Below are 25,066 nucleotides of genomic sequence, written 5' to 3'. Positions count from 1 at the left end.
GCAATTTCGGCTCTTTCCTGAGCGGCTTTTTTTTCGGCTGCGGCTTTTTTCTCGGCTGCGGCTATGGCTGCTTTATGTGCTGCTTCAGCTCTTTCTTGTTCTGCTTTTTTCTCGGCAGCAGCTTTGGCTTGGGCAAGCAACTGGGTTTCGAAAGGCGTCAGTTTGGCTTTATTCATAGAAAACTTGGTTGGCTGCATATTTGAGGTATCGGTAATGTTGGTTTTGCCATAAGTTTGCTTCGGTAGGGCGGTAGCGATATTTATTCCACCCATTGAGTGTTCAAAAATCAAAGCGTTTAGTGTAGAAGAAGTCGTTTGCCCTTGTCCTGTTGTGTTTGAGATCGCAGGAGATGTGTGGATGGTAGTTTGCCCATGATTAGCGAGTGCAGACAGAGTTTGTTTTGACATAATTTGTATTTCCCATGTTTGAACATTACGGATTCATACCCGTAGCAATGTAACGATATGGTGTTCCTTTTATCAAATAGAGGAGTTTCCCTGTGTAAGAAAAATACTGCTTGCGGCAGAAGTTTTCGACTAAAAACCGATTTAAAGGTTGTTATCTTCAATCGGGCGGGCCGTATCTATTCGTTTTTCTGATGGTGTGTTGCCTTAGAGAATAAGGAAAACCTTTTATGGTTCGGACTCCGGCCGTTTTGATTGTTTGTTGCATATCTAGACGGTCGAACCTCTTATCATTTCATTCATTCACGTTATCTGTACTGTATTTTGGGTTATTTAGGTAATTTAACCTAGATTAAGTAAGATTGCGAGATTGTTTATTAGTTCACTGTAACCAGAATAAATGTTCCTTTTTGACTGGGGAAGTGAGCTAATATTCGAAATGAGTAATTGAGAGTAATTCTAGCATGACAAATAAGAAAATGATAAGTTCATAATGAAATATTTGGGTTGGAAATTTAATATATTGAAAATATTACTAATTATATTTAGTAATTAATTTGAGAAAGTAGATTTTTTCGAAAAAACTGTTGTTTTTTGTACCGCTTGGCAAGATAAACTACCGTTTGTTTGTGAAAAAAAGGTCGTCTGAAACTTTTTTCAGACGACCTTTTTGTTGGTTTGCTTCACACTTCGATTTTATTGGGTGTGAAGGTTTCCCATTTGTTGCAGGCGGGGCAGTGCCAGAAGAAGACTTGGGATTTGAAGTGGCAGTTGCGGCAGCGGTACATGACGCTGCGTTGGAGTTGGCGGCCGATGACGGAGCGCATCATGTCGGCGTCGGCTTTCCATGCGGGATTCATGTCGCTGATTTTCAAACCGAGCAGGCGGTATACGCCGTTGAGGTCGGGTTTTTGACGTACGAGGTCGATGGCAAGTTGGGCGGCTTCGCTTTCGCCTTTGAGCAGAAGGGCTTTTTCGTAGATGACGTTGATGAGGTCTAAATCGGGGAAAGTCTGCATGTAGCCGATGAGCCGATTCAACCCTTCTTCCTGTTTGCCTTGGGCGGCGTAGGCTTCGTAGAGTTTTTCGCCGACCATGCTCAGGTAGGCATGGTTTTGCTGTTCGATGGCGCCGTATGCCTCGACAGCGGCGGGGAAATTGCCCTGTTTGGTTTCGATGTCGCCCAAAATCATGTTGGCGCGGGCGCATTTTTTGTTGGCGTCCAAGGCTTTCTGGACGTTGTAACGGGCGGCGTCAAGATTGGATTTGAACAGCGCGGTTTGGGCAAGTTCGCAATAAAACTGTGCAATTTCAAATTGGTAGGTCTGCTCGTCGTGGCTGAGGAGCTGCGCGGTTTCGATGGCTTTTTCCCAGTCGCGGTCTTGCTGGTAGATGCTGAGCAGGTGTTGACGGGCTTCGCGCGCCATGTTGCCTTCCTGCAAGCCGATGAAGATTTGTTCGGCACGGTCAACCAAGCCTGCGCTTTGGTAGTTTTGCGCGAGTTCGAACAATACCCGCGCGCGTTTTTCGTTGACGGTATCGGGCGAGTCGAGCAGGGCTTGGTGCATATTGATGGCTTTGTCGTTTTCGCCGCGCTGACGGTAGAGTTTGCCCAAGGTCAGGTTGAGGTCGTAAGACTGTGGCTGCTGGTCAATGACTTCCGCCAGTTCGCGGGCGGCACGGCCGCTGTTGCGGTCAACCAATGCGTCCAGACTTTTGTAAAAGCCGGCAGGCACGCTTTTCGCCTGTTTCAACACGGTTTTCATGTCGATACGGGCGGCAAACCAGCCCATGGCGAAGAAGACGGGCAAAAGGGTAATGGGCAGGAGGATGACCCACAATTCGTTGTCCATGTGATTCCTTTTTTAAGGCTTGGGCGTTTGTACGGGTTGTTTGGCAGGGGCAGTCGTTTGCGGTGCGGGTTGCTGCGGTACGGGGGCGGCAAGGTCTTTTTCGCTCAAATGCGCGTGTTTTTTGACTTCGGCACGCAGGCGGTTGTTTTCGCTGCGCAGCGCCAAAAGTCTGCCGAACAGGGCGAACATGCCGAACACGATGCCGATGACAAACGCACCGAAGAGGACGACAATCAGCGGTAAATCGGCTTTCTGACCGGGCAGGTAGTGGAAGGCGACGCTATCGGTATTGATGACGGCGAGCAGTAAAAACAATAATAAAATGATGACTTTGATAATGGTGTAAATCAGTTTCATGGATGTCTCCGGCGGTATGCCTGTCGGAAAGTTTTGAAAAGGTCGTCTGAAAATTCAATAGGCGGTCGATAGGGATTCCGTTTCCGAATCCGTTTGCCGCAGATGCGACTTAGTTTAAACGATTTGGATTGTTTCGGATAGGATGTGCGGCAGTTTTCAGACGACCTTAGGCTTCATTATATATATGTAGTACACGGTAGGCATGATTGCTGACAATTCGTATGCGTATCGGAATGGATGGTTTTCCGTATTTCGTTATCAGGCAAGGGCTTGGGCGAAAGCTGTTTGCGAAACAAGTATTCGGACTTGTCAAAACCATCCGTACAGGCGTATCTTTCAACTTTTAATATCTAAACAGAACCAAACAGAATAAGAAAGGCAATCACCATGAGCAGACCCGTACCCGCCGTGTTCGGCAGCGTCTTCCACGCCCAAATGCCCGTTATCGCCCACAAGGACGGCAAATGGCAGCCGACCGAATGGCAAACTTCCTCAGACCTCACCCTCGCACCCGGCGCACACGCCCTGCATTACGGCAGCGAATGCTTTGAAGGCTTAAAAGCCTTCTGTCAGGCAAACGGCAAAATCGTCTTGTTCCGTCCGACGGCAAACATCGCCCGTATGCAGCAAAGCGCAGACATTTTGCACCTGCCGCGACCCGAAACCGAAGCCTATCTGAATGCACTGATCGAATTGGTCAAACGCGCCGCCGATGAAATTCCCGATGCGCCTGCAGCGCTGTATCTGCGCCCGACGCTCATCGGTACCGACCCTGTTATCGGCAAAGCCGGTTCACCGTCCGAAACTGCGCTACTCTATATCCTCGCTTCTCCGGTCGGCGACTATTTCAAAGCCGGTTCGCCCGTGAAAATTTTGGTTGAAACCGAGCACATCCGCTGCGCACCGCACATGGGCCGCGTCAAATGCGGCGGCAACTACGCTTCTGCCATGCCTTGGGTACTGAAAGCAAAAGCCGAACATGGCGCAAACCAAGTCCTGTTCTGCCCGAACGGCGACGTACAGGAAACCGGTGCATCCAACTTTATCTTGATTAAAGGCAACGAAATCATCACGAAGCCGTTGACCGACGAATTCCTCCACGGCGTAACCCGCGATTCCGTGCTGACCGTAGCCAAAGACTTGGGCTACACCATTAGCGAACGCAATTTCACCGTGGACGAACTCAAAGCCGCAGTCGAAGAGGGCGCGGAAGCGATTTTGACCGGTACAGCCGCCGTCATCTCACCCGTTACTTCTTTCGTTATCGACGGCAAAGAAATCGAAGTGAAGAGCCAAGAGCGCGGCTACGCTTTGCGCAAAGCTCTGACCGACATCCAATACGGTTTGGCAGAAGACAAACATGGCTGGTTGGTTGAAGTGTGCTGATTTGATTTTGTATTGATGTAATCGGTGAAAGGTCGTCTGAAAAGGATAAAATGCTTTTCAGACGACCTTTTTTATGGTTAATGGAAATAGAAAAATTCCTGCCAGCCATTATTTTTTATCAGAGAAGTATGGCAGGTACAATGCTTTAATATTTTGGATTTCTGATGGCGGGGGTCGTCTGAACATACTGTTCGGATGATGGATTAATTTTAATCGGAAAGGTGTTTTTCTTGCCTTGTATCCATCATTGCAAAAGAGATAACGTTACATGGAAGAACCAAAAATACACCTACTACGCGATAAGCAGATCAGGCTGCATGACAAGCGGCGGCATGCCCCGCCGTTTTGGCAGGCAGACAGGCCGTATCTGCACGAACACCATATTTCCGATGCGCGCTTCCGCAGGCTGGGTTACATCATGGCGATGTTGGCGGGTGCGATCAATGCGGGCGGTTTCTTTGCGTTTTCACGTTATACGTCGCACGTTACCGGCTCGATGTCGCTGCTGGCGGACGCTGTTTATCTGCGCGAATGGGTAACGGCGGCGGTGGCTTTAATCAGCGTGTTGTGTTTTGTGGTCGGTGCGGCGCATTCGGGCTGGGTGGTTTTATGGACGCAGCAGAAACGGTTTCGCGGCAGCTTCGGTTTTTCCATGTGGCTGGAAGCGGTTTATCTGTTGATATTCGGCTTGTTCGGTCTGACGGCATCGAAGTGGAACATCGGGGATGGGAATTTGGTTTTCCCGTCGTTGGCCTTGTTTTTAATGTGTTTCATCATGGGAATGCACAATACGGTGATGACGCTTTTATCCGGCGGTGCCATCCGTTCGACGCACATGACCGGCACGGCAACCGACTTGGGCATCGAGCTTTCGCGCGCGCTGTATTATTCGAAAAAACATCATCCGCGCCTGCCGCATGTGCGTGTCAATAAGCCGAAGATGTGGCTTTTGGGCGGATTGATGTGGTCGTTTTTGTTAGGTGGTGTGATTGGTGCATGGGGCTATCATCAGATAGGACACCATTTTGCCTTGCCGGTCGCGCTGGTGTTGTTTGTGTTGGGCGCGGGATCGGTCGGTTACGATGTGCGTTTGAGGCTGAAATATATGTTGATAAGGTATGTCCGCGGCCGTTATGGGAAAAAATAGGTGTTGCAAACGCCTTGAGGAACCAAACTTCATTACGGTAATCTTACTGAATACGCAGAATAGAAAACCGAAATGTCAGTTTGCGGTCAGTTAGGTAATATCGGGTTAAGCGAGATTTACTACGCCGCAATCTTGGCTATCATGCTGCTTCAATCTGTTTGGAAGGGTTTGCAGCCCGCCGAAACATCGTTGAAATACATCAAGCCGCTTTTCAGACGACCTTCTGTGTCGGAGTGGTATTTTTTGAAAGGAAATCTCAATGAAATTCTTGAAACCTTTGACTGTTGCCGCGTTGGCCATTCCTTTGGCTCTGACCGGCTGCGTAACCGATCCTGTAAGCGGACAACGCAACACCAGCAAAACCGCTATGTACGGCTTGGGTGGCGCGGCAGTGTGCGGCATCGTCGGTGCACTGACCCACGGCGGCAAAGGCGCGCGCAATTCCGCGTTGGCATGTGGTGCGATTGGTGCGGGCGTAGGTGGCTACATGGACTACCAAGAGAAAAAACTGCGCGAAAACCTGAAAAACACCAACATCGAAGTGGAACGCCAAGGCAACCAAATCAAGCTGGTGATGCCTGAAAACGTCACCTTCGCCACAGGCAGCGCGGCATTGAGCGATCAGGCGCGTAACGCTTTGGCGACCGCCTCCGAAACGCTGGTGCAATACCCCGACACGACCTTGACGATTAACGGTCATACCGACAACACCGGCAATGACGCCATCAACGAACCGCTGTCCCGCAACCGCGCACTTGCCGTTGCCGATTACCTGCAATCCCGCGGCGTGAACGGCTCGCGCCTGACCACCGCCGGCTACGGCTCACGCCACCCGATTGCATCTAACGCCACAGCCGAAGGCCGCGCCCAAAACCGCCGCGTTGAGATTTTGATCAATCCCGATCAAAACGCCATCAAAGCAGCGCAACAACAAATGTAATAAGCTATCCGTCTGCAGATAAAGTTTAAAGGTCGTCTGAAACAAAATCAGGTTTCAGACGACCTTTTATATGGAAGTAATGCGGGCCGGATGTCCGAATACCTCAAGAGACCTTTGCAATAACATGAGTTATTAAAATTTTATGCTCAATACCATTTTTAAAATGAAGAACCTCCCTGATTTCTTCTACTTTTTTCTCAATATCAGAAAGGTTTTAGCCAATTGAAAATTTTTTAGCACATTTTTATGCGTCAAATTTTGTTAACAGACTATTTTTGCAAAGGTCTCCTCAAGACAATTTGAGGTCGGAGGCAATAATGAAATGGTGGAAATGTAGGAAACAAAAAAAGGAGGCAATCCCCCACAGGATTGCCCCAATACCTCAAATCAGAGATTTACGCTTCACAAACAATACAGGCTTTCGCCTGCGGCTTTACCTGCACGGCTCAACTCCGTGCGGGTAAACTTTTGCTCCGAGGGAGTGAGGCTCGGAACATCCGCTGCAAACTAAGGAGCTTGCTACGGGAAACCAGAGTATCGTATTTGCCAGTAGGGCTGTAATTCGATGTAGTGAAATTTACGCTAAATTTTTAGGTTTGCCAAGAGGGGGATATGATTTTTTTATGCTGTTTTTGTATTTGCAATATTTCAAAAAATCTAAATTATTTAAAACTATATGTTATTAAATTAATATTTATATAAAAATAAGAATAATATTTTCATAATTTTGGAATTATATTCTTGATTGTGTGGTTAATGATATTAATTTGGATAAAATGTTATTTTATAACTTTTTGATTTTAAATGAAATTAAATTTAATATATTAATTAAAAAGTTATATTATCTTTACGTTTTGAGGATATGGCTTGGGGATTCGACTGCATTTTAGGTTAATTAGGGTTAAATCTCTATTTTATCCAAAGAGTTAATGTGAAAAATTCTCAATTGAAAATTTGTTACTATCGTTGTTAATTTTCGATTTAATAGAAATGATAAAAGCCCGAATATGACGGGCTTTGCTTTTTGTTGTAACTATATGTAATTCAATAAAATCCCTGTTCGCCTTCGGGACGGGTTTTGAAGCGTTTGTGCAGCCAGAAATATTGTTCGGGATTTTCCCTTGCCCGCGCTTCGATAAAGTCGTTCATGCGTTGGGTGTCGGCTGCAACGTCGTCTGAAGGGAAGTTTTCCCATGCCGGATAAAAGCGCAGCGTAACGGTGTTGTCGGCATTGCGCGTAGGGATGGCGGGGATGACTTTGGCTTTCGTCATGCCGGCGATGCGGCTTAAGCCTGTAATCGTGGCGGTGGGGATGCCGAAGAAGTTGACGAAAATGGAGTCGTTGCGGCCGAAATCTTGGTCGGGCAGATAAAGGAAGGGGGCGTCGCTTTTGCGCAGTTGCTTGATAATCGCGCGCAGGCCTTCGGTGCGACCGATGAGGAAGACGTTGTTGTAGCGGTGGCGGCCTTTGAGGATTTGTTCGTCCAACGCTTTGTTTTTTTGGTGCGAATACATGCTGGTCAGCGGCACGTCCTGATTGAGGGTGTAAACCGCCATTTCAAATGCGGTGAAATGCGGATAAAGCAGGATGACTTTTTCTCCCGCCGCGAGTGCGTCGTCGAGATGGTGTTTGTCTTGATAATGCACAAACTTGCGCAGTCTGTCTGCGGGTGCGTACCAATACAGGCCGTATTCGAGCATCAGCTTTGCCATGTGCTGAAAATGGCGTTTGAGCACGGCTTCGCGCTTGTCTTCGCTCCATTCGGGAAAGCATTTTCTAAGGTTGGTCTCGCCGACTTTGCGACGCGGTTTGACGGCGTAATAGGCGAGGATGCCCACTGCGTCGGCGATTTTGTGTATGGCCTTGAAGGGCAGGAGCTGGATGAGGTAGAGGAGGAAAAAGGCGGCTTTCATGTCGTCTATTGAGGAATGGGGCGGGAAAAAGGGAATTATAACGGAAAGGTCTGTTGTCTAGTCAGAGAGTAGGAGTCTGAGTAAACTTGTTTTGGCTAAACCTGCTACGCTCTTTTTCAGACGACCTTTTCACCATTGGAAGCGTCCCCGTTTGACTTTCATTCCGTTCGGATTCAACTGTGCGGCAAGTCCGTGGTTGCGCAGGGCATGGGTCAGGGCGACGGCGAGTCCGTCGGCGGCATCGGATTGGGGCGTGCCGGAAAGGGAGAGCATTTGCACGACCATGTGCTGTACTTGTTCTTTCGCTGCCTTGCCTTTGCCTACAACGGCCTGTTTGACTTGCAGGGCGGTGTATTCGGATACGGGCAAGCCGTGCATGACCAATGCAGCCAACGCCGCGCCGCGCGCCTGTCCGAGCATGAGTGTGGAGGCAGGATTGACGTTGACGAATACCTGCTCCACGGCGGCCTGTTGCGGCTGGTAAGTTCGGACGATTTCATCGATATGGCGTACGATGACGGCGATGCGTTCCGACAGCGGCGCGTCCGGAGGGGTTTTGATGCAGCCGGAGGCGATGTAGAAATGCTCGCGGCCGCGGACGTCGATGACGCCGAAGCCGGTTACGCGGCTGCCGGGGTCTATGCCTAGGATGCGGGTGGTTTGTGAAGCGGAAGTCATGATTATGCTGTTGAGGCGGTGAAACCGGGATTATAGTGAAATCAATATAAAACGGATATGGGTTGCGATGTGTCTTTTCAGACGACGTTTTCACGATTTATGGTTTGTTTACGCAAGAGGGGCATATACTGGTTGGTCAAATTGGTTATCGCTATTCGGTTGTGTAAGAAATATTTGAAAGGAACGGACAGGATGAAACCCTTGTATATTTTGGTTGCGGCCTTGACGGCTTTGCCTGTGTTGGCGATAGCGGAAGTCCGCCTTTATGGCGAAATCAAAAGCGGCGTTGAAGCGTCGCGCATTAAATCGAGAGACAGTTCGGTATCACATAGCGGCATATATGATTCAGGCAGTTATATCGGTTTGCGCGGCTCGCTACCTATCGGTAGTGGGAATAATGTGTTGTTTCAGGCAGAACGGGATACGCCGGTAGGTTCGCGCAGCCTGTCGCACACGGTTTGGCATAGTCCTTCCCCCCATTCGGGCAATATGGGAGACGATGCGGCAGGGCAGTTTGGGAAATATTGAATTTTTTGTCGTTCGTGTAATGAAAAGGTCGTCTGAAAACCGATTTGGGGGTTTCAGACGACCTTTGCCGTTTTGTTTAAGCTTCCTTGTTTAAACCCAGCTTTTCAGCAATTTTGTTCCACACGGCTTCCAGCGGAATGGCTTTGAGCAGGCGTTTTTTGCCGGATGTATTGATGCTGTCGGGGTGGGGTAGGTCGCCGAAATCACCCGCCCAAATAACCTCGGCATTGTCGGAATAGGGATACCATCTGTCCAGCCATGAGGGACCGAACAGGGCGATTTGCGGTTTGTCCAGTGCAGCGGCGATGTGCATGGGGGCGGAATCTACGCCGATGAAGAGTTTGCAGCCGTCGATGGCGGCAGCCAGTTCGCGCAGGTTGAGGTTGCCCGACAGTGTCCATAATTTACCGCCTTCGGGAATTTTGACGCGTTCTAAAACCGCATCGATCATTTGTTGTTCGGTTGCTGAGGGTGCGGCGGTTAAAACGACGTTTTGACCGTGGTTGAGCAGTAATTGGACAATGGCGGCGTTTTTGCCGTCTTCCCAGCATTTGAATTCCCAACGCGCGCCCGGGTGGAATAAGACATAATCCTCCCCGTTCCAGCCTTGTTTGTTCAGCTTGCTTTGCAAATTCGAGCGGGCATCTTCGCCGATTGCCATCATCACTTTTGTCGGCGGTGTTTCCTCAGGCCGGATAAGCGGCGGTAAAACGTTCATATGATATTCGGTAATGTGGCAGCCGCGTCCGGCTTCGGGGTTGAGGAAGTCGTGGCACCAACGCCAGAAAAAGTGGTCGCGTTTGATATGGCTGATGCCGACGCTGCATTGTGCGCAGAATTTGGCGAGTATTGCCGAGCGCCATTGGTCGGACAGGTTGAACGCCCAGTCGTACCTCCGCTTTTTCAGGTGCGAGAACAGCTTTTTTTCTTCGCATAGCTGGGTTTTCAACCCCTGCTTTTTCCAGGATCGGTCTATGGTGAAGATTTCGGCAATTTCAGGATTGTCGCTGATGATGTCGGCGGTTTCCCGGTAAACCAGCATGTCGATTTCGCAATCGGGAAAGCGGGTCTTGAGGGCGTGGACGACGGGCGTGGCTAACAGGACGTCGCCGTGGTGGCGCAGCTTGATGACTAAAATACGTTTCGGTTGGGCCAGGGACATAGTTTGCTTTCGGCGGATGGATTTCGGTCTGCCTATTGTAAAACGAAACGGCACAATGGCGAACTGCCTTTTTATGGTCGGAAGGATGGTGTTCGAGGCAGTATCGCTGCACGATATGCGCTTGCCTTTCGGATACGATAGAATGTGGACAATTAATCCCTAGAATAGCGGGCGTACCGTTTTCAGACGACCTTTGTCCCGCGCACCTGCCATGAATACACTCAAACACATCGTCCTCATTGGTGTCGGGCTGATCGGCGGCTCGTTCGTGTTGGACTTGAAACGGCTCGGATTGGTCGATACGGTAACCGGCATCGATTTGGATCGCGACAACCTTGACCGTGCGCTTGAACGGCGCGTCATCGATCGTGCCTACACACAAATCGACGCTTTGAGTATGCACGAAGCGGATTTGGCCGTTATCGCTACGCCTGTTTCCACATTTCCCGACATTTGCCGCACCGTCCGACCTTATTTGAACGCGCATACCGTGGTTACCGATGTGGGCAGTACCAAACAATCTGCCGTTCAGGCTTTCCGCAGCGTCCTGCCCGAACATTTGTCCCGTTGCATCGCAGCCCATCCGATTGCAGGCTCTGACAGGAGCGGCGCGCTTTCCGCACAGTTCGGATTGTTTCAGGACAGGAAGCTGGTGATCACGCCGCACGGGGAAGAAGATGAAGAGGCCGCCGGCCTGGTTGAAAACCTGTGGCGGGCAGTCGGGGCGAAAACTTTCCGCATGAGCGCGGAAGAACACGATGCCGTTTTTGCCGCCGTTTCCCATATGCCGCATCTTGCCGCCTTCGCCTACGTCCACCAAATCGCCGATCATCCCGACGGTCGGCATTATCTTGAATTTGCCGCGACGGGCTTTCGTGATTTTACGCGCATCGCATCCAGTCATCCCGCCGTATGGACGGACATCTGCCTTGCCAACAAAAACAGCCTGTTGGATTTGATTGGCGGCCTGCGTACCCAGTTATCCGAACTCGAACGCATCCTGTCCGAAGAAGACCGCGCCGCCCTTTACCGCTATTTTGCCTCTGCCAAACAAACCCGTGATGAATGGCTGGAACGGCAGTAGCAGGTTTGAAAGAGCAGTTTCAGACGACTTTTATATAAGACCTTTATATAAATAGATAGTTAAATCAGGTCGTCTGAAAACAAAGCTTCGTCAAAACCCTTTATCCGAACAGGACAACTCTTGCTATAATTGCCCGATAGACACAATAAGCCCGCAAAGACACACCATGAGCCACACTCCGTTATTAGACACCATCCATCTGCCGCAGGATTTGCGCAGGCTGGATAAAAGCCTGCTGCCGCAGGTTGCCGCCGAATTGCGGGCATTCCTACTCGAATCCGTCGGTCAAACCGGCGGGCATTTCGCCAGCAATCTGGGCGCGGTCGAGCTGACCATCGCCCTGCACTATGTGTATAACACGCCCGAAGACCATTTGGTTTGGGATGTCGGCCATCAAAGCTATCCGCACAAAATCCTCACCGGCCGCAAAAACCGGATGCACACCATGCGCCGCTACGGCGGCTTGGCGGGTTTCCCCAAACGCAGCGAGTCCGAATACGACGCGTTCGGCGTAGGGCATTCCTCCACCTCCATCGGCGCGGCTTTGGGCATGGCGGCGGCAGACAAACTCTTGGGCAGCGACCGCCGCAGCGTCGCCATTATCGGCGACGGCGCGATGACGGCGGGGCAGGCGTTTGAAGCCTTGAACTGTGCGGGCGACATGGACGTGAACCTGCTGGTTATCCTAAACGACAACGAAATGTCGATTTCCCCCAACGTCGGCGCGCTACCGAAATACCTCGCCAGCAACGTCGTGCGCGATATGCGCGGCGTGTTGAGCACCATCAAGGCGCAATCGAGCAAGGTTTTGGACAAGCTGCCCGGCGCGATGGAGCTTGCCCAAAAAGTCGAGCACAAAATCAAAACGCTGGCGGGCGAAGCCGAACACGCCAAGCAGTCGCTGTCTTTGTTTGAAAACTTTGGTTTCCGCTACACCGGCCCCGTGGACGGCCACAACATCGAGCATCTGGTTGACGTATTGAAAGATTTGCGCGGCCGCAAAGGCCCGCAACTGCTGCACGTCATCACCAAAAAGGGCAACGGCTACAAACTCGCCGAAAACGACCCCGTCAAATACCACGCCGTCGCCAACCTGCCCAAAGACGTTTCAGACGACCTCAAAACCGCGACGTCGTCTGAAAAAGAAAACAAGCCCGCCGCCAAACCGACTTATACGCAAGTGTTCGGCAAATGGTTGTGCGACCAGGCGGCGGCAGATTCCCGATTGGCGGCGATTACCCCCGCCATGCGCGAGGGCAGCGGACTGGTCGAATTCGAACAACAATTCCCCGACCGCTATTTCGATGTCGGCATCGCCGAGCAGCACGCCGTGACCTTTGCCGGCGGTTTGGCTTGCGAAGGCATGAAGCCCGTCGTCGCCATTTATTCCACCTTCCTCCAGCGCGCCTACGACCAACTGGTGCACGACATCGCCCTGCAAAACCTGCCCGTTTTGTTTGCCGTCGACCGTGCGGGCATCGTCGGCGCGGACGGCCCGACCCATGCCGGTTTGTACGATTTGAGCTTCTTGCGCTGCGTTCCGAACATGATTATTGCCGCGCCGAGCGATGAAAACGAATGCCGACTGCTGCTTTCGACCTGCTATCAGGCAGACGCCCCCGCCGCCGTCCGCTATCCGCGCGGCACGGGAACAGGCGCGCACGTTTCAGACGGCCTCGAAACCGTAGCCATCGGCAAAGGCATCGTCCGCCGCCAAGGCGAGAAAACCGCATTCATCGCCTTCGGCAGCATGGTCGCCCCCGCATTGGCGGTTGCCGAAAAACTGAACGCCACCGTCGCCGATATGCGCTTCGTCAAACCGATAGACGAAGGACTCATCATCCGCCTCGCCCAAAGCCACGACTACATCGTTACCACCGAAGAAAACGCCGAACAAGGCGGCGCAGGCAGCGCGGTGCTGGAAGTGTTGGCAAAACACGGCATTTGCAAACCCGTTTTGCTTTTGGGTGTTGCCGATACCGTAACCGAACACGGCGATCCGAAAAAACTTTTGGACGATTTGGGCTTGAGTGCCGACGCGATGGAAAAACGCATACGCGGATGGCTGCCGGCAGCTTGAACTGAAGCTGCGATCGAATAACGCCACCCGTTGCAAGCAATGAATAAAGGTCGTCTGAAAACGGATTTTCAGACGACCTTTGTCCTGTTTTCGATACGGTTTATTTATCGGCGCATTGCGTGTGGACGGAAATGACGGCTGATGATGTGTGCCGTATCAAAAACGAGGCGAACTGCCGTATCAAATAGAAAGCCTATGCCGTTGTTTCAAATTACACAGATAATGGTACAGGTATTTTTTGGGATATACCGTGAATCTTTATTCAGACGACCTGCTGATAGGTCGTCTGAACACGCAGATAGGAACTGATATGCAAAAAAACATCCGTGCCGCCGCCGTACAAATGATTTCGTCCACCGACCCCGATAACAACATTAACACCATGAAACGCCTCGTGCGCCAAGCAGCCGAACAAGGCGCGGATTGGGTGTTGCTGCCTGAATATTGGCCGCTGATGGGGCGCAAGGATACTGACAAACTGGCTTTTGCCGAACCTTTAGTCGGCGGCAATTTTAGCGAAACTCGCTACGCTCGTTTTCAGACGACCTTGAGCGAAACGGCGGCGAAATGCGGCGTGGTGCTTTTTGGCGGCACGATTCCGCTGCAAAGCCCCGATGCGGGCAAAGTGATGAACACCATGCTGGTGTACGACCGCGACGGTACGCAAATCGGGCTGTATCACAAAATGCACCTGTTCGGTTTCTCAGGCTTGGGTGAACGCTATGCCGAGGCGGACACCATCAGCGCGGGCGGCGATGTGCCGAAATTGGCTGCCGACGGCGTGCCGCTTGCCGCAGGTGTGTGCTACGACTTGCGCTTTCCCGAGTTTTTCCGCGCCCAGCAGCCGTTTGACGTTTTGCTGCTGCCTGCCGCCTTCACTTACACGACAGGCAAGGCGCATTGGGAATTGCTGCTGCGCGCCCGAGCGGTGGAAAACCAATGCTACGTCATCGCTTCGGCGCAAGGCGGCGAACACGAAAGCGGCAGGCGCACGTTCGGTCATAGCATGATTATCGATCCGTGGGGCGAAATCTTGGACATATTGCCCGAAGGCGAAGGCATCGTCATTGCCGATTTGGACGCTGCGAGGCTGCAAAGTGTACGCACCAGACTGCCCGCTTTGAAGCACAGGTTGTTGTGAAGATGATTAAAGCGGAATTCAAGCTTGCTGATCTAGCATGACTGTTTGATTGCTCAGCTAAAAAAGGTCGTCTGAAAACGGTTTCTATTTTTTGAAACGGTATTTCAGACGACCTTTGCGTTTGGCTAAACGGATAGCGTGTTACGCCAGCCCGTTTTGTTGCGCGTCTTGCAGGCGGGCTTCGAAGTTGCTTAGATTGACGCCTGCTTGTTGTGCGGCAGCGACGACGTCGGCGACGCTTGCGCCGTTTTGCACTTGATGATAGCCCCAAAGCAGGGAGCAGCGGGTGCCGGTGCGGCAGTAGGCGAGGACGGGTTGGGGAACGCTTTTGAGCAGGTTTTGGAAGGCGGCGACATCGGCGGCGTTGATGGCGGGCGCGACGACGGGCTGATGGTGGTGTTCGCGGATGCCTGCGGCTTCAAGCCAGCTTTCGACTTGTTTGAACGTAACTTGGTTTTCTTCTTCGCCGTCGGGACGGTTGCAGATGACGGTTTGGATGCCGAGTTTGGCGGCTTCTTGAACGTCGGCTTCGGTCAGTTGCGGGGCGATATAGAGGTTGTCGGCAAGTTTTTGGATAGACATGGGTTTTCCTTTTCTAGGTTTGATGATGGATTTTAGTTGCCTTGAGGGGCCAACAGGGCTTTTCCCAATCGTTTTTTATTGGCTTCGGATTGTTTTTGTATGTATTTGCGGACAATCTCGTCAATCGCTGTATCTTGTTGCATATTGGATCGGGTTGACCAAATGGCAGCGGAAAGTGTGAGATCTACATGGTTAGGGCGTTGGGCGGCAGCCGTTTGGGCTTTGATGATGTAGTCGACGATACGCTCGACTGCTTTCGGATTGCCGGTGGCAAAATAAGTTACCCAATGAAAATCCAGTGATGCAGGGGAGATGATGGGTTCTTGAAGCGGATGGAAGCTTTTGTTTTCCTTGAGATTGTTTTTAAGCTCGGTATTTAATGTCAGGCTGTCGAGACAGGTTTGGGCTTGAGACGTGCCTGTCAGGGCGAGGGTGTAGGCGGAAAAGGTTAAGGCGTCGCCTTGGTAAGTTCGGATATTGTCACACCAAATAGTGCTGCCTTGGGGGTATTTTTGCAGAGCTTGCGTGCCCCATACAAGGGTGGTATTGCGCATGAGATTGGCTTTGACAATCTGGTCCATTAGAGAAGCAGCACGTTCGGCAGAGGGATTTTTGTAGAAGACGGCGATATCCTTTCCTACTTTATATGCCGAATCTGATTTGGGGGCGGCTGCGGCGTGCAAACTGAGTAACAGGGCGGTCATGCTGACAAGGATTTTTTTCATGGTTGTTTCTTTCAGTGTTGATGTTTCAGACGGCCTCAATCTGGCACTTGAGGCCGTCTGAAAATCAGGTTCGGTCATTATAAAGCCAGTTTTCAAATAATTCGCGGTCGGTAATGTAGAGGACGGCGGTGTCGGCTTCGGTGGCTTGGACGGTGATGTCGGCGACGTACAGGATGCCGGTGCGGAAGTAGTGGAGGCGGGCGGTGGCGCCGATGGGGAGTTGCGCCCACTGTGCGGCAAGGTCGGTGCAGGCGTAGCCGTCGATGGCGATGATTTTGTCCTGCGGGCAGAGGGCGGCGTTTTCTGCGCTGCCGCCGTTGAAGACGTGAGTCAGGGTGGCGTGGTCGCTGTTTTGTTTGAACCTGGCACCGAAGTCGGACGCGGGGGCGGGCGTTTCGGTTGGCGGTTCGGGCAGGAATGCGCCGCCGTGGCTGCGCGGTTGTGCCTGCCATTGCAGTCCGATGCCTATGGTGGCGAGGAGTTCGGCAAGGGGCAGGTCGGCGGTGGAGTAGAGGGTCGTCTGAAAAAAGTCTTTGAGGTCTAGGCCGGTAAACGCTTGGCAACGGGCTTGCCATTGTTTTTCAGGGATGCCTTGCCGGGTGTCCAGCCAATCGCGGTAGTGTTGCCGCATGACGCTGTCGAGGGTGTGTCGTCCGCTGCTTTTGTTGCGGATGGCGAGGTCGAGGCAGAGGGCGGCGAGTGCGCCTTTTTGGTAGTAGCTGACGATGGCGTTGGGGCTGTTTTCGTCTTGTTTGTAGAATTTGTTCCAAGCGGTGAAGCTCGATTCGGCAAGGCTTTGTTTCAGACGACCTTTGGTTTGCTGCACGCGGGTGATGCTTTGGGCGAGCAGGCGCAGGTAGGCTTCGGGGGCGATGGTGCGGCTTCGGGCGAGGAAAAGGTCGTCGTAGTATGAGGTGATGCCTTCAAATGCCCAGAGTTGCTCGGTGTAGTTTTCACGGTCGAGGTCGTAGGGGGCGAAGGCGGCGGGTTTGATGGATTTGACGTTCCAGGCGTGGAAGTATTCGTGTGAGAACAGTCCGAGCAGTTGGGTGTAGGCGTCGTTGGCGTCGGTCATGCCGTGCGGCGGCAGGCTGTGGCGGTCGGCGAGCAGGGCGGTGCTGCTGATGTGTTCCAGTCCGCCGTAGATGTTGTCGCCGACGTGGAGCAGGAAGAGGTAATGGGTGAACGGGGCAGGGGAGGGGAACATGGCCAGTTCGGTTTCGCAGATTGTGCGGATGTCTGACACGAGGCGGTCGCGGTCGAAATCGGGGTAGTGGCCGCTCAAGGCGATGCGGTGCGGGATGCCGCCGGCTTCGAAATCGAGAAATTCGATGTTGCCCAGTTCGACAGGGTGGTCGATTAAATCGTGGTAGGAGGTCGTCTGAAAGCTGTGGACGTCGGTTTGGGGCAGGGTGGTGGCAATCCGCCATGTTTTCGGCAGGATGGGAAATTCGATTTGGTGCGCGCTGTTTTCTTGTCCGTTTACCTGCAAAAACAGGCACGCGCCGTCAAAAAACCCGCGTTCGGCAGTCAGAAACGAGCCGCGGACGGACAGGTCGTAGGCGTAAACGGTGTAGTAAATTTCCCACTCGCCGGACTGCGGGGCGGTGCGCCACCGATTTTTTTTGACTTGGGTCAGATGGATATATTCTCCATTGCAAAAGGCGCGGATGGTGGTGATGTGGCGGGAGAAGTCGCGTATCAGATAGCTGCCGGGAACCCAGTTCGGCAGGCTGATTTCTGTTTCCAAATCATGTTCTTGTCGGAAGGTTAGGCGGATGTGCCACTCGTGGGCGAGCGGGTTGGGGGTGATTTTGTAATTAATCATGACTATTAATGTATTTGTTAAATTTTATGAATAAAAAGGTCGAATTATGCAGCTTGATTTATATCGATAAAGTCCCTTTCAAAAGGGAGGCTTGAAAAAATAAAGTGGAGCTGTAGGGGAGGTTGTTAAATAATAATATGATTATAAAGTAAAAAATATAAAAAATCGATAAAGCCGCCAGATGGAGTGAAATGTAATTCCGCTTGGCTAGGCTTGTCTTATATGTTAAATTTAGAAAAATTTAAACCTAGCCCTTATTGCGTTTGTTCAAAACGCATACGGCAAAGTGAGATAAAAAATTTTTATTCCCATAATTCATGGAGACTCTCATGGACACACAAACTTATAACTACAAAGTGGTGCGCCAGTTCGCCATCATGACCGTAGTTTGGGGTATTGTGGGCATGTTGGTCGGTGTCATCGTTGCCGCCCAATTGTTCGCCCCGGCCCTTGATTTATCAGATGTCGGCCCTTGGTTCCACTTCGGCCGCCTGCGTCCGTTGCACACCAATGCGGTGATTTTTGCGTTCGGCGGTTGCGGTCTGATGGGTACATCATACTACGTTGTTCAACGTACCTGTAATGCACGCCTGTTCGGCGGTTGGCTGCCGGCATTTACCTTCTGGGGCTGGCAGGCAGTTATCGTTGCGGCAATCGTCAGCCTGCCTTTGGGTTATACCCAAGCTAAAGAGTATGCCGAATTGGAATGGCCTATCGACATCCTGATCGCTTTGGTTTGGATTGCTTACGCCATCGTATTCTTCGGTACGATTGCCAAACGTAAAATCAAACATATCTACGTTGCCAACTGGTTCTACGGCGGTTTCATTTTGGCCGTTGCTCTGTTGCACATCGTCAATAACCTGAGCATTCCTGCGGGCTTCATGAAATCCTATCCGGTTTATGCGGGCGCAATCGATGCTATGGTTCAATGGTGGTATGGCCACAATGCCGTAGGTTTCTTCCTGACCGCAGGCTTCTTGGGCATGATGTACTACTTCGTGCCGAAACAAGCAGGTCGTCCGGTTTACTCTTACCGCCTGTCCGTCGTCCACTTCTGGGCTTTGATTTTCACCTACATGTGGGCAGGTTCCCACCACTTGCACTATACCGCGCTGCCTGACTGGACTCAGTCCTTGGGTATGGTGTTGTCCCTGATTCTGTTCGCACCTTCTTGGGGCGGTATGATCAACGGTATCATGACCTTGTCCGGCGCATGGGACAAACTGCGTACCGACCCTATCTTGAAATTCTTGATCGTTTCTCTGTCCTTCTACGGTATGTCCACCTTCGAAGGTCCGATGATGTCCATTAAAACCGTCAACGCTTTGAGCCACTACACTGACTGGACCGTTGCACACGTTCATGCCGGCGCATTGGGCTGGGTGGGCTTCGTGACCATTGGTTCCGTGTACTACATGATTCCCCGCCTGTTCGGTAAAAATGAAATGTACAGCACCAAATTGGTGGAAGCACACTTCTGGATTGCGACCATCGGCGTGGTTCTGTATATCGCCTCCATGTGGATTGCAGGGGTATTGCAAGGTCTGATGTGGGGTTCTTTGAATGCGGACGGTACTTTGACCTACTCGTTTGTAGAGTCAGTTAAACGCACCATGCCTTTCTACATGATTCGTTTCACCGGCGGCCTGCTGTACCTGAGCGGTATGTGTATCATGGCATACAACGTTTACCGTACGGCCATCAGTGGCAAAGCGGTTGATGCCGAGATTCCCGCGGTGTCTCAAACCCAGCACCACTAAAAACATAAGAAAAGGCTACCAAAATGAAATTACAACAATTAGCTGAAGAAAAAGTCGGCGTCCTGATTGTATTTACCCTGCTTGTAGTCAGCGTAGGCCTGTTGATTGAAGCCGTGCCGCTGTTCTTTACTAAAGCTGTCACCAAGCCTATAGAAGGTGTGAAACCTTATAATGCTTTGCAAGTGGCTGGTCGCGACATCTATATCCGTGAGGGTTGTTACAACTGTCACTCTCAAATGATCCGTCCGTTCCGTGCGGAAACCGAACGTTACGGCCACTACTCCGTTGCCGGCGAGTCTGTTTATGACCATCCGTTCCAATGGGGTTCCAAACGTACCGGTCCGGACTTGGCACGTGTCGGCGGCCGCTATTCCGACGAATGGCACCGCATCCACCTGCTGAATCCGCGCGACGTTGTGCCGGAGTCCAATATGCCCGCTTTCCCATGGCTTGCCCGCAACAAAGTCGATGCCGAAGCAACCGTGGCGCATATGAAAGCCCTGCGTAAAGTCGGTACGCCTTACAGCGACGAAGAGATTGCCAAAGCGCCTGAAGCCTTGGAAAACAAATCGGAGCTGGATGCGGTGATTGCATACCTGCAAGGCTTAGGCTTGGCATTGAAAAACGTAAGGTAACATCATGGACGTAAACTGGGCCCGCTCGCTCTTTACTGTTTGGGTTTTTATCAGCTTTATCTTAGTGCTTTATATCGTTTTCAACCGACGCAATAAAAAGAACTACGATGATGCCGCCAACAGTATTTTCGAAAATGATGAGGATAAAGAGTCGTCTGAAAAAGACGGGCGATAACAGTTTAGTCCGTGATCACGGAGCAAAATAATGAACACAGCAACCCAATTTACCAGCAATTTCTGGAATATATACATTGCAGTCATCGTCGTGCTCAGCTTTATCGGCTTGGCATGGCTGCTGCTTTCCCAAAACGTTGTGAAGCGTCCTAAAAAGGGCGAAGAGGTCAAAACGACAGGCCATCAATGGGACGGTATCGAAGAATACAACAACCCGTTGCCACGCTGGTGGTTTTGGCTGTATGTCTGCACTTGGTTGTTCGGTATCGGCTACCTGGTCATGTATCCGGGTTTGGGCGATTATAAAGGACAGTGGAAATGGAGCAGCCACGGACAATATGATCAAGAAATGGCTAAAGCAGATCAGAAGTACGGCAAAGTTTATGCCAAGTTTGCCAATATGCCGATTGAGCAAGTGGCAAAAAATCCTGAAGCACGCGCCATCGGTCAAAACCTCTTCAATACCTACTGTATCCAATGTCACGGTTCTGATGCCAAAGGTTCCAAAGGCTTCCCGAATTTGACCGACAACGATTGGTTGTGGGGCGGCGAACCTGAGAAAATCCATGAGACCATTGAAAAAGGCCGTACGGCGACGATGGCAGCATGGGGTCCTGCGTTGGGTGAAGAGCGGGTAAAAGATGTGGCAAACTATGTCATGTCCTTATCCAAATCCAAAGACCAATACGATGAAGAACGTGCCGCACGTGGTAAAGTATTGTTCAGTGGTCCACCGGCAAACTGCTTTACCTGTCACGGCGACAAAGGTCAAGGTATCCAAGGACTGGGTCCGAACCTGACCGATAACGTATGGTTGTGGGGCGGTACTCAAAAATCGATTATCGAAACCATCACCAACGGCCGACACAGTCAAATGCCGGCTTGGGGTCGTTTCTTGGATAAAGACAAACTCCACATCATGACTGCGTATGTATGGGGTCTGTCCAACAAAGACGGCAAAGCGCCCGTGAAAAAAGCCGAACCTGCTCCCGCACCGGCACCTGCTTCTGCTGCCGCATCATCCGCTGACGCTTCATCTGCGTCCGCACCTGCACAAGCTGAAAAAGCAGCTTCAGCAGCTGATGCAAAAGCGGCTGCTCCTGCCGAAGCCAAGCCGGTGGAAAAAGCAGATGCTTCTTCTGCCAAAGTGGACGGTAAAGCTGTTTTTGAAGCCAACTGTAAAATGTGTCACGGCGGTACCATCCCCGGTGCTCCAGGCATAGGCAAGAAAGATGAGTGGGCCCCGCGTATCAAACAAGGTAAGGATACCCTGCACAAACACGCGCTCGAAGGTTTTAACTCCATGCCTGCCAAAGGCGGTAACACAAGCCTGAGTGATGACGAAGTCAAAGCAGCGGTTGACTATATGGCCAACCAATCCGGCGCTAAATTCTAAACCGTAGAAATTAAAACGCACCTTTTCATAAGGTGCGTTTTTTTATGGTCAAGCCATCTGTTTTCATAGCAATTTAATTTCTGTCTTTATCTTAAATGTGTATGAAATAGAGGGAACAGCTTATGGTTTGCTATGGGTCGCAAAGTAACTAATGAAACTAGTGAGACATATTAGGGATAATGTCCTGCACCCAAAATACAGGATTTTTCTGCCCCTGTCGCATGGTGCGGACTGCTTGGAATTTTATTCATCCAACAGGCGGCAAACCAGCCGAAGGCAGCGGCTTCGACCCATTGCGGATCAAGGTTGAGTGCTGCTGTACTATGTAATTTCGTGGTAGAGGAAAAAAGTTGGTGCAAATCTTCCATTAAAACGGGATTGCGGATACCGCCTCCACAAATATAAAGATTGCAAACATCAGGAGCAGCAGAGATGGTTGCATCATAAATCGTTTGGGCAGTAAACCTGAGTAGCGTTCGCAAAATGTCTTCCGGTTTTTCACCACCTTTCAGACGACCTTTCAACCAATCCAATGAAAATAATTCACGCCCGGTACTTTTGGGGTATGGGGAGGAAAAATATGGGTGGTCGAGCAGGCAGGTTAGTAGATCGGGTAAAACGGTTCCTGTTGCCGCAATCAAGCCGTCTTTGTCATAAGGACGTTGCCAAATGGCTTGCATCCATGCGTCAGACAGCATATTGCCCGGTCCGGTATCAAAGCCGAATGCCGGAGAGGAATTTGGCAGGACGCTGATGTTGGAAATACCACCGATATTCAAAACAACGCGTGTCTCGGAGTCGCTTTGGAACAAGGCTTGATGGAATGCGGGGACAAGAGGGGCGCCTTGTCCGCCTGCCGCTAAATCCCTGCTGCGGAAATCGCCGATGGTAAAGATACCGGTCAGATGTGCCAAAAGCGGTAGATCGGCGAGTTGTATGCTGTATCCTGCTTCGGGGGCATGGCGGACAGTCTGCCCGTGGCAGCCAACGGCGGCAATATCGCGGGCTTGCAGGTTGGTTTGTTTTAGCAGTAAAGAAACCGTATCTGCGTAAAGGCGGCTTAGTTTTTGAGATAGCAGCATACTGAGATGCAGTTCGTTGTTGCCGATATTTTGCAAATCCAGCAATTCATGCCTAAGGTCGTCTGAATAGGGGATGAATGCGTGGGAAACGGCTTCCAGCCATCGACTGCCTTCCATGCGGATTAAAACTGCGTCCGTACCGTCCATGCTGGTGCCGGACATAATGCCGATATAGTTTCGGATATTCATAAAATTGTGATTTTGAAGTAGGCAAAAAGAAACATTGTAACGCTGTTTCAGATTTTATTTGGATTCAGGATTGGAGAAGATAAAGAAATATTTCAAGAAAGATTGTAAAAAGGTTACAATTAGGTCGAGATTCCGAATCTGCCAACTTTCGTATTTCCAAAGGAAAACTTCCATGGCTCAAACTCAACCGAGTGCGAACTTGAAGCTTATTAACGCCGCTTTTGCCGCTATGCTGGTGGGCATGGTCGGCTATTTTATTTATTGGGGTCTGGGATATACCCATTACAACAATCCTATACTTTTCATCATTGCCACGATGTTCGGCGTATTTATGGCATTTAATGTCGGTGGCAACGATATTGCCAACTCGTTCGGAACCAGTGTCGGCTCCGGCACGTTGACCATCCCGCAGGCACTCTTGATTGCCGCTGTATTTGAAGTCAGCGGAGCCGTTATAGCGGGTGGCGAGGTTACAGATACCATCCGTAAAGGTATTGTCGATTTGAACGGGTTGGATTTGCAACCCATGCAATTCGTCTTCATTATGATGTCAGCCCTTTTGGCAGCGGCATTATGGCTTTTGTTTGCTTCGCGCAAGGGGCTGCCGGTGTCGACTACCCACGCCATTATCGGCGGTATTGTCGGCAGTGCGTTGTGTATGGCGTTTATGCACAAAATTGATGCGGGTACGCTTATCCAGTGGGGTAAGCTTGGAGAGATTGCCCTTTCATGGGTATTATCCCCGATGTTGGGTGGGTTGGTTTCCTACCTCGTTTTCTCCCGTATTAAGAAAAACGTATTAGACTACAACGACTGGGCAGAAGGAACGCTTAAAACCATCAAGCAGGAAAAGAAGTCATACAAAGAGCAGCACCGTCTTTTCTTTGAAGCCCTTAGTGAAACTGAAAAAGTCGAATATGCAACCAAAGTAGCGCACGATGCGCAGATTTACGACGAACCCGATTTCGAACCTTCCGAATTACAGTCTGACTATTATCGCGGGCTGTATGAATTGGATAACCGGAAAAACAATGTCGATTCCTATAAAGCCCTTCATTCCTGGGTTCCCTTTATCGGCTCGATAGGCGGTATGATGATTGCTGCAATGCTGATTTTCAAAGGATTGAACAACTTGCATTTGGGCATGAGCAATGTCAACAGTTTCCTGATTATCTTCATGGTCGGCGCGGCGATTTGGATGGCGACATTCGTATTCGCCAAAAGTCTCAAACGCAAAGACCTTGGCAAATCAACCTTTCAAATGTTTTCTTGGATGCAGGTTTTTACCGCATGCGGCTTTGCATTCAGCCACGGAGCAAATGATATTGCCAATGCCATCGGACCGTTTGCCGCCATTATGGATGCATTGCGTACCAACAGCATTACCGCGCAAAATGCCGTCCCGCCTATCGCTATGTTGACCTTTGGTATTGCATTGATTGTCGGGTTATGGTTTGTCGGTAAAGAGGTTATCAAGACCGTCGGAACCAGTCTGGCGGAAATGCATCCCGCTTCGGGTTTTGCGGCCGAACTTTCCGCTGCCGCCGTTGTGATGGGTGCATCATTCATGGGGTTGCCTGTATCGAGTACCCATATCCTGGTCGGAGCGGTTTTGGGGATCGGCTTGGTTAACCGCAATGCCAACTGGAAACTGATGAAACCCATCGGTTTGGCATGGGTAATTACCTTGCCCGCAGCCGCAGTTTTGTCTGTGATCTCTTATTTGGTGTTGCAGGTGGTTTTCTAACTGTTTCGAAAGTGAAAAGGTTGTCTGAAAAAACAAAATTTGTTTTTTCAGACAACCTTTTTCTAATTTTGACTTTTAGAAACTAGTAGCGTTGTTTACAGTATAGTGGATTAACCTTTAAACCAGTACGGCGTTGCCTCGCCTTGCCGTACTATCTGTACTGCGCCTTGTCCTGATTTAAATTTAATCCACTATAATTTCTATAACACGGTGAAGCCGTATCGAAGTTTGAACGGCGCTACGCCGTTTGAGGCCTTGCAGGCTTATTTCT

General features: G+C 50.7%; 21 protein-coding genes and 2 pseudogenes. 13 read left to right on the top strand and 10 right to left on the bottom strand.

What is annotated here, in order from left to right:
• The 3 genes and pseudogenes from HMPREF3066_RS13060 to HMPREF3066_RS01915 form a co-directional block, all read right to left on the bottom strand.
• Positions 1 to 407 (bottom strand): annotated as a pseudogene (locus HMPREF3066_RS13060) (hypothetical protein); the annotation flags it as partial.
• Between the two features lie 680 nt (positions 408 to 1,087).
• Positions 1,088 to 2,257, bottom strand: a complete 1,170-nt coding sequence (gene lapB, locus HMPREF3066_RS01920; RefSeq protein WP_003761889.1) for a lipopolysaccharide assembly protein LapB — start codon at positions 2,255 to 2,257, stop codon at positions 1,088 to 1,090.
• A 12-nt stretch (positions 2,258 to 2,269) separates the two neighbouring features.
• Positions 2,270 to 2,614 carry a LapA family protein gene (locus tag HMPREF3066_RS01915; protein ID WP_009311116.1) on the bottom strand — a complete coding sequence of 115 codons (345 nt, stop codon included), beginning with the start codon at positions 2,612 to 2,614 and terminating at the stop codon, positions 2,270 to 2,272.
• 387 nt (positions 2,615 to 3,001) lie between these two features.
• On the opposite strand from HMPREF3066_RS01915, the gene ilvE reads away from it, so the two are divergent.
• From ilvE to HMPREF3066_RS01900, 3 genes are all read left to right on the top strand, one after another.
• On the top strand, positions 3,002 to 4,000 hold the full coding sequence (ilvE, locus tag HMPREF3066_RS01910) for a branched-chain-amino-acid transaminase (RefSeq protein ID WP_070440093.1): 999 nt from the start codon (positions 3,002 to 3,004) through the stop codon (positions 3,998 to 4,000).
• A gap of 268 nt (positions 4,001 to 4,268) precedes the next feature.
• Positions 4,269 to 5,147 carry a YoaK family protein gene (locus HMPREF3066_RS01905; protein ID WP_070440091.1) on the top strand — a complete coding sequence of 293 codons (879 nt, stop codon included), beginning with the start codon at positions 4,269 to 4,271 and terminating at the stop codon, positions 5,145 to 5,147.
• A gap of 259 nt (positions 5,148 to 5,406) precedes the next feature.
• Positions 5,407 to 6,087 (top strand): YiaD family glycine zipper/OmpA-like lipoprotein, encoded by a 681-nt coding sequence (locus tag HMPREF3066_RS01900; protein ID WP_039410724.1) that lies wholly within the window; start codon positions 5,407 to 5,409, stop codon positions 6,085 to 6,087.
• A gap of 1,044 nt (positions 6,088 to 7,131) precedes the next feature.
• Here HMPREF3066_RS01900 and HMPREF3066_RS01895 read toward each other — a convergent pair.
• Complete coding sequence (locus HMPREF3066_RS01895; RefSeq protein WP_045074634.1) at positions 7,132 to 8,001, bottom strand: lipid A biosynthesis lauroyl acyltransferase; 870 nt, start codon at positions 7,999 to 8,001, stop codon at positions 7,132 to 7,134.
• 129 nt (positions 8,002 to 8,130) lie between these two features.
• Positions 8,131 to 8,679: a crossover junction endodeoxyribonuclease RuvC gene (gene ruvC, locus HMPREF3066_RS01890; protein ID WP_070440089.1), complete on the bottom strand. Its 549-nt coding sequence runs from the start codon at positions 8,677 to 8,679 to the stop codon at positions 8,131 to 8,133.
• Between the two features lie 192 nt (positions 8,680 to 8,871).
• Between ruvC and HMPREF3066_RS01885 the strand changes: the two genes are divergently transcribed.
• Positions 8,872 to 9,207: a porin family protein gene (locus HMPREF3066_RS01885; protein WP_070440087.1), complete on the top strand. Its 336-nt coding sequence runs from the start codon at positions 8,872 to 8,874 to the stop codon at positions 9,205 to 9,207.
• 76 nt (positions 9,208 to 9,283) lie between these two features.
• Here the strand turns inward: HMPREF3066_RS01885 and rfaQ are convergent, their stop codons facing one another.
• On the bottom strand, positions 9,284 to 10,369 hold the full coding sequence (gene rfaQ / locus HMPREF3066_RS01880; protein ID WP_070440086.1) for a putative lipopolysaccharide heptosyltransferase III: 1,086 nt from the start codon (positions 10,367 to 10,369) through the stop codon (positions 9,284 to 9,286).
• 211 nt (positions 10,370 to 10,580) lie between these two features.
• Between rfaQ and HMPREF3066_RS01875 the strand changes: the two genes are divergently transcribed.
• The 3 genes from HMPREF3066_RS01875 (at position 10,581) to HMPREF3066_RS01865 (ending at position 14,674) form a co-directional block, all read left to right on the top strand.
• Entirely contained in the window at positions 10,581 to 11,453 is an 873-nt protein-coding gene (locus tag HMPREF3066_RS01875) for a prephenate dehydrogenase (RefSeq protein WP_049227513.1), read from the top strand.
• Positions 11,454 to 11,619: 166 nt separating this feature from the next.
• A complete protein-coding gene (gene dxs / locus HMPREF3066_RS01870; protein WP_070440084.1) occupies positions 11,620 to 13,533 on the top strand; it encodes a 1-deoxy-D-xylulose-5-phosphate synthase in 1,914 nt (637 codons plus the stop codon).
• Positions 13,534 to 13,843: 310 nt separating this feature from the next.
• Complete coding sequence (locus HMPREF3066_RS01865) at positions 13,844 to 14,674, top strand: carbon-nitrogen hydrolase family protein (RefSeq protein ID WP_070440082.1); 831 nt, start codon at positions 13,844 to 13,846, stop codon at positions 14,672 to 14,674.
• Between the two features lie 141 nt (positions 14,675 to 14,815).
• Here the strand turns inward: HMPREF3066_RS01865 and HMPREF3066_RS01860 are convergent, their stop codons facing one another.
• From HMPREF3066_RS01860 to HMPREF3066_RS01850, 3 genes are all read right to left on the bottom strand, one after another.
• On the bottom strand, positions 14,816 to 15,256 hold the full coding sequence (locus tag HMPREF3066_RS01860; protein ID WP_070440080.1) for a TIGR01244 family sulfur transferase: 441 nt from the start codon (positions 15,254 to 15,256) through the stop codon (positions 14,816 to 14,818).
• 32 nt (positions 15,257 to 15,288) lie between these two features.
• Positions 15,289 to 15,981 (bottom strand): hypothetical protein, encoded by a 693-nt coding sequence (locus HMPREF3066_RS01855; RefSeq protein WP_070440078.1) that lies wholly within the window; start codon positions 15,979 to 15,981, stop codon positions 15,289 to 15,291.
• 64 nt (positions 15,982 to 16,045) lie between these two features.
• A complete protein-coding gene (locus HMPREF3066_RS01850) occupies positions 16,046 to 17,809 on the bottom strand; it encodes a M61 family metallopeptidase (RefSeq protein ID WP_070440076.1) in 1,764 nt (587 codons plus the stop codon).
• A gap of 329 nt (positions 17,810 to 18,138) precedes the next feature.
• Here HMPREF3066_RS01850 and ccoN point away from each other — a divergent pair, with 329 nt between their 5' ends.
• From ccoN to ccoP, 4 genes are read left to right on the top strand one after another with little or no spacing between them, the layout of a single operon-like run.
• Positions 18,139 to 19,572 (top strand): cytochrome-c oxidase, cbb3-type subunit I, encoded by a 1,434-nt coding sequence (ccoN, locus tag HMPREF3066_RS01845; RefSeq protein ID WP_210385684.1) that lies wholly within the window; start codon positions 18,139 to 18,141, stop codon positions 19,570 to 19,572.
• Positions 19,573 to 19,595: 23 nt separating this feature from the next.
• On the top strand, positions 19,596 to 20,207 hold the full coding sequence (gene ccoO / locus HMPREF3066_RS01840) for a cytochrome-c oxidase, cbb3-type subunit II (protein WP_003757996.1): 612 nt from the start codon (positions 19,596 to 19,598) through the stop codon (positions 20,205 to 20,207).
• Positions 20,208 to 20,211: 4 nt separating this feature from the next.
• The gene (locus tag HMPREF3066_RS01835) at positions 20,212 to 20,382 is read left to right on the top strand and encodes a cbb3-type cytochrome oxidase subunit 3 (protein ID WP_003757997.1); all 171 of its coding nucleotides are present in this window, start codon (positions 20,212 to 20,214) and stop codon (positions 20,380 to 20,382) included.
• 30 nt (positions 20,383 to 20,412) lie between these two features.
• Positions 20,413 to 21,777 carry a cytochrome-c oxidase, cbb3-type subunit III gene (ccoP, locus tag HMPREF3066_RS01830; RefSeq protein ID WP_081094574.1) on the top strand — a complete coding sequence of 455 codons (1,365 nt, stop codon included), beginning with the start codon at positions 20,413 to 20,415 and terminating at the stop codon, positions 21,775 to 21,777.
• A 170-nt stretch (positions 21,778 to 21,947) separates the two neighbouring features.
• Here ccoP and HMPREF3066_RS01825 read toward each other — a convergent pair whose 3' ends face one another.
• Positions 21,948 to 23,048 (bottom strand): anhydro-N-acetylmuramic acid kinase, encoded by a 1,101-nt coding sequence (locus HMPREF3066_RS01825; RefSeq protein WP_070440074.1) that lies wholly within the window; start codon positions 23,046 to 23,048, stop codon positions 21,948 to 21,950.
• Between the two features lie 172 nt (positions 23,049 to 23,220).
• On the opposite strand from HMPREF3066_RS01825, the gene HMPREF3066_RS01820 reads away from it, so the two are divergent.
• The gene (locus tag HMPREF3066_RS01820) at positions 23,221 to 24,795 is read left to right on the top strand and encodes an inorganic phosphate transporter (RefSeq protein WP_045074604.1); all 1,575 of its coding nucleotides are present in this window, start codon (positions 23,221 to 23,223) and stop codon (positions 24,793 to 24,795) included.
• Between the two features lie 195 nt (positions 24,796 to 24,990).
• Positions 24,991 to 25,066: pseudogene (locus tag HMPREF3066_RS13710) on the top strand (integrase core domain-containing protein); the annotation flags it as partial.

The sequence above is a fragment of the Neisseria sp. HMSC03D10 genome (assembly GCF_001807625.1).
In the GTDB taxonomy this organism is placed as follows: domain Bacteria; phylum Pseudomonadota; class Gammaproteobacteria; order Burkholderiales; family Neisseriaceae; genus Neisseria; species Neisseria mucosa.
Note: the sequence above shows the minus strand (reverse complement) of the source record. Positions and strands in the feature narration are given on the sequence as shown.

What these genes read in the sequence shown, in the direction of transcription:
- lapB (WP_003761889.1), bottom strand. Translation starts at nt 2,257, where the DNA reads ATGGACAACGAATTGTGGGTCATCCTCCTGCCCATTACCCTTTTGCCC.
- HMPREF3066_RS01915 (WP_009311116.1), bottom strand. Translation starts at nt 2,614, where the DNA reads ATGAAACTGATTTACACCATTATCAAAGTCATCATTTTATTATTGTTT.
- ilvE (WP_070440093.1), top strand. Translation starts at nt 3,002, where the DNA reads ATGAGCAGACCCGTACCCGCCGTGTTCGGCAGCGTCTTCCACGCCCAA.
- HMPREF3066_RS01905 (WP_070440091.1), top strand. Translation starts at nt 4,269, where the DNA reads ATGGAAGAACCAAAAATACACCTACTACGCGATAAGCAGATCAGGCTG.
- HMPREF3066_RS01900 (WP_039410724.1), top strand. Translation starts at nt 5,407, where the DNA reads ATGAAATTCTTGAAACCTTTGACTGTTGCCGCGTTGGCCATTCCTTTG.
- HMPREF3066_RS01895 (WP_045074634.1), bottom strand. Translation starts at nt 8,001, where the DNA reads ATGAAAGCCGCCTTTTTCCTCCTCTACCTCATCCAGCTCCTGCCCTTC.
- ruvC (WP_070440089.1), bottom strand. Translation starts at nt 8,679, where the DNA reads ATGACTTCCGCTTCACAAACCACCCGCATCCTAGGCATAGACCCCGGC.
- HMPREF3066_RS01885 (WP_070440087.1), top strand. Translation starts at nt 8,872, where the DNA reads ATGAAACCCTTGTATATTTTGGTTGCGGCCTTGACGGCTTTGCCTGTG.
- rfaQ (WP_070440086.1), bottom strand. Translation starts at nt 10,369, where the DNA reads ATGTCCCTGGCCCAACCGAAACGTATTTTAGTCATCAAGCTGCGCCAC.
- HMPREF3066_RS01875 (WP_049227513.1), top strand. Translation starts at nt 10,581, where the DNA reads ATGAATACACTCAAACACATCGTCCTCATTGGTGTCGGGCTGATCGGC.
- dxs (WP_070440084.1), top strand. Translation starts at nt 11,620, where the DNA reads ATGAGCCACACTCCGTTATTAGACACCATCCATCTGCCGCAGGATTTG.
- HMPREF3066_RS01865 (WP_070440082.1), top strand. Translation starts at nt 13,844, where the DNA reads ATGCAAAAAAACATCCGTGCCGCCGCCGTACAAATGATTTCGTCCACC.
- HMPREF3066_RS01860 (WP_070440080.1), bottom strand. Translation starts at nt 15,256, where the DNA reads ATGTCTATCCAAAAACTTGCCGACAACCTCTATATCGCCCCGCAACTG.
- HMPREF3066_RS01855 (WP_070440078.1), bottom strand. Translation starts at nt 15,981, where the DNA reads ATGAAAAAAATCCTTGTCAGCATGACCGCCCTGTTACTCAGTTTGCAC.
- HMPREF3066_RS01850 (WP_070440076.1), bottom strand. Translation starts at nt 17,809, where the DNA reads ATGATTAATTACAAAATCACCCCCAACCCGCTCGCCCACGAGTGGCAC.
- ccoN (WP_210385684.1), top strand. Translation starts at nt 18,139, where the DNA reads ATGGACACACAAACTTATAACTACAAAGTGGTGCGCCAGTTCGCCATC.
- ccoO (WP_003757996.1), top strand. Translation starts at nt 19,596, where the DNA reads ATGAAATTACAACAATTAGCTGAAGAAAAAGTCGGCGTCCTGATTGTA.
- HMPREF3066_RS01835 (WP_003757997.1), top strand. Translation starts at nt 20,212, where the DNA reads ATGGACGTAAACTGGGCCCGCTCGCTCTTTACTGTTTGGGTTTTTATC.
- ccoP (WP_081094574.1), top strand. Translation starts at nt 20,413, where the DNA reads ATGAACACAGCAACCCAATTTACCAGCAATTTCTGGAATATATACATT.
- HMPREF3066_RS01825 (WP_070440074.1), bottom strand. Translation starts at nt 23,048, where the DNA reads ATGAATATCCGAAACTATATCGGCATTATGTCCGGCACCAGCATGGAC.
- HMPREF3066_RS01820 (WP_045074604.1), top strand. Translation starts at nt 23,221, where the DNA reads ATGGCTCAAACTCAACCGAGTGCGAACTTGAAGCTTATTAACGCCGCT.